We start from the raw sequence: 2,542 nt of genomic DNA, 5'->3' as shown, positions 1-2,542 counted from the left end.
CCGCGCGCCGAGGAGCTCGCCAAGAAGTACGCCCTGGCCCCCTACACCATGTTCATCGGCTCCGGCGCCCTGTGGGGCGAGACGATCCTGTTCTCGATGTGCATCCTGGAGGAGATGCAGTGGAAGCGCACCCGCTACATCACCTCGGCCGACTTCTTCCACGGCACCCTCGAGCTCGTGGAGCCGGGCGTCCCCGTGTTCCTGTTCATGGGCGAGGACGAGAACCGCAAGCTCGACGAGCGCGTCCGCGCCTTCCTGACCCGCGGCGTGACCGGCGACACCGACATCAACATCATCGACACCGCCGAGTTCGCGATCCCCGGCCTTGACGACGAGTTCCGCGTCATCGTCTCTCCGTGGATTCTGACGGTGCTCGTTACCGACCGCCTGGCTCGCTACTACGAGACGGTCACCAAGCACAACCTCAACTACCGTCGCTACTATCACCAGTTCGACTACTAAAGAAAACGGGTGCGGGAACGTGCCGGGCTATTGAGAGGAACACAGAATGAGACAGTACATCATCGCCAGCCATGCGCACTTCGCTACCGGCATCAAGGAGAGCGTCGAGCTGCTCTCGGGCGCTCGCGACAACGTCCACGATCTTTCGATGTTCGTCGATGGCCGCATGGACGTGGCCGAGGAGGCCCAAAAACTGCTGGCAGGCATGTCTGCTGACGATGATGTCGTTGTCTGCACCGACCTCTTTGGCGGCAGCGTCAACAACGAGTTTACCAAGATCGTCCAGACGCGTCCCCGCACGTACCTCGTTACCAACATGAACCTTCCTCTCCTCATCCAGTTGCTGTTCTCTGACGAGTCGGCGCCGGTTGAGGAGACGATTCGCGCCATCGTCGCTGCGGACGATACGCGCGTGAAGTTTGTCAACGATCTTTTGGTCGATGACGACGAGGAAGAAGAGTTCTAATCCGCAGCACCTACTGACACGCCGTAAGACGGCACAAGACCTTTGGGGGGTCACATTATGATTCAGCTACTTCGCGTTGACCATCGCCTGCTTCATGGCCAGGTCGCAGTTTCCTGGGTTCAGGGCCTTGGCTCCAACTGCATCTTCTGCGTGGGCGATAAGGTCGCTAACGACCCGGTGTGGAAGACGACGCTCAAGATGGGCAAGCCTGCCGGCTGCAAGCTCGTCATCAAAGATATGGAGCATGCAATCGAAGCTATCAACTCGGGCGTGACCGACAAGTACAAGATGATCATCTGTGTCGCCACTATTGCTGAGGCAAAGCAGCTTGTTGAGGGCTGCCCGCAGATCAAGTCGGTCAACCTGGGCAACACCAAGCCCAAGGACGAGAAGCGTCCCGATGCTCGTCAGGTCTCTCGTCAGATCTTCCTGACCGCGGCCGAGGAAGCCGATGTGCGCGAGATGCTGGATCGTGGCGTTGAGGTCGAGATTCGACCCCTGACCGATGACCCCAAGGTTGACTGCGCCAGCGTGCTCTAGGCGTTCAATTTCGAAGAGTCTGAGCTCTTCGTAGTGTCCTATTAGGAAAGGGGGATATATGCTTACCCAAGCAATCCTCATCGGACTTATCGCCGCATTTGGTAAGTTCGACTGCCAGCTCGGTACGCTCTATGCGTTCCGCCCCATCGTCCTGTGCCCGCTCGTGGGTCTGGTGCTGGGGGACCTGCAGTCCGGCCTCGCGATCGGTGCGAGCCTGGAGCTGCTGTTCATGGGCTCGATCTCCATCGGCGCCTACGTGCCGCCTGATGAGACGATCGGCGGCGTGCTCGCCTGCGCCTTCGCTATCCAGCTGGGCCAGAGCACCGAGGCAGCCATCGCGCTTGCCATGCCCATCGCCACGCTGTGCCTTGCCATCAAGAACATCCTCAACGCCGCCCTGCCGATCCTGGTTGACCGCGCTGATGCCTTCTCCGGCCAGGGCAACCTTAAGGGTGTCTATGCGATGCACTTCCTGATCGGTTTAACCGGTATCATCATGGCGTTCCTGCTGTGCTCGCTGTCGTTCTATCTGGGTGCTGACGCCATCCAGGGCGTGCTCGACTTTATCCCCGACTTTGTCCTTGCTGGCTTTGGCGTTGCCGCCAACATCCTGCCTGCCATGGGCTTCGCCATGCTCGGCCGCCTGGTGCTCACCAAGCAGCTCGTGCCCTTCTACTTCCTGGGCTTCCTGCTGTGCTCCTACGCCAACGTGCCCGTCCTGGGCGTCGCCCTGATCGCCATCATCATCGGCATCGACAAGTTCGACCTGCTCGGCCTGGGCGGAGCCCAGCCCCAGCTCTCCGCGGAAGGGGATGAGGACGATGACTTCTAGTCCCGAGAACAAGATCACGCGCTCCGACCTCGTCAAGAGCGCCGTCAACGTCGGCGCCCTGGGCATGGAGTTCTCCTGGACCTACTACAAGCAGATGAACATCGCCTTCTGCCTGATGGTCGCCAACATGCTCAAGAAGATCTACGCCGGCCGCCCCGACGACTACGCCGAGGCCCTGCACCGCCACTGCGCGTTCTTCAACATCACCGTCCAGTTCGCCCCGTTCGTCGGCGGCATCGCGA

At 60.4% G+C, this 2,542-nt stretch carries 5 protein-coding genes; all 5 read left to right on the top strand.

What is annotated here, in order from left to right:
• Positions 1–462: SIS domain-containing protein (locus HMPREF9463_RS06120; protein WP_035137740.1), on the top strand; the 462-nt coding region annotated here is incomplete at its 5' end.
• Positions 463–508: 46 nt separating this feature from the next.
• A complete protein-coding gene (locus tag HMPREF9463_RS06115) occupies positions 509–928 on the top strand; it encodes a PTS sugar transporter subunit IIA (protein WP_035137739.1) in 420 nt (139 codons plus the stop codon).
• Positions 929–985: 57 nt separating this feature from the next.
• Entirely contained in the window at positions 986–1,468 is a 483-nt protein-coding gene (locus HMPREF9463_RS06110; protein ID WP_035137738.1) for a PTS sugar transporter subunit IIB, read from the top strand.
• A gap of 58 nt (positions 1,469–1,526) precedes the next feature.
• Positions 1,527–2,300 carry a PTS mannose/fructose/sorbose/N-acetylgalactosamine transporter subunit IIC gene (locus HMPREF9463_RS06105; protein ID WP_035137737.1) on the top strand — a complete coding sequence of 258 codons (774 nt, stop codon included), beginning with the start codon at positions 1,527–1,529 and terminating at the stop codon, positions 2,298–2,300.
• Positions 2,290–2,542 (top strand): PTS system mannose/fructose/sorbose family transporter subunit IID (locus HMPREF9463_RS06100; RefSeq protein ID WP_035137736.1); only part of this gene is annotated, 253 nt, incomplete at its 3' end. The genes HMPREF9463_RS06105 and HMPREF9463_RS06100, both read left to right, overlap by 11 nt.

This window comes from Collinsella sp. 4_8_47FAA (assembly GCF_000763055.1).
Lineage (GTDB): Bacteria > Actinomycetota > Coriobacteriia > Coriobacteriales > Coriobacteriaceae > Collinsella.
The sequence above is the reverse complement of the archived record's forward strand: the minus strand, read 5'-3'. Positions and strand labels throughout refer to the sequence as shown.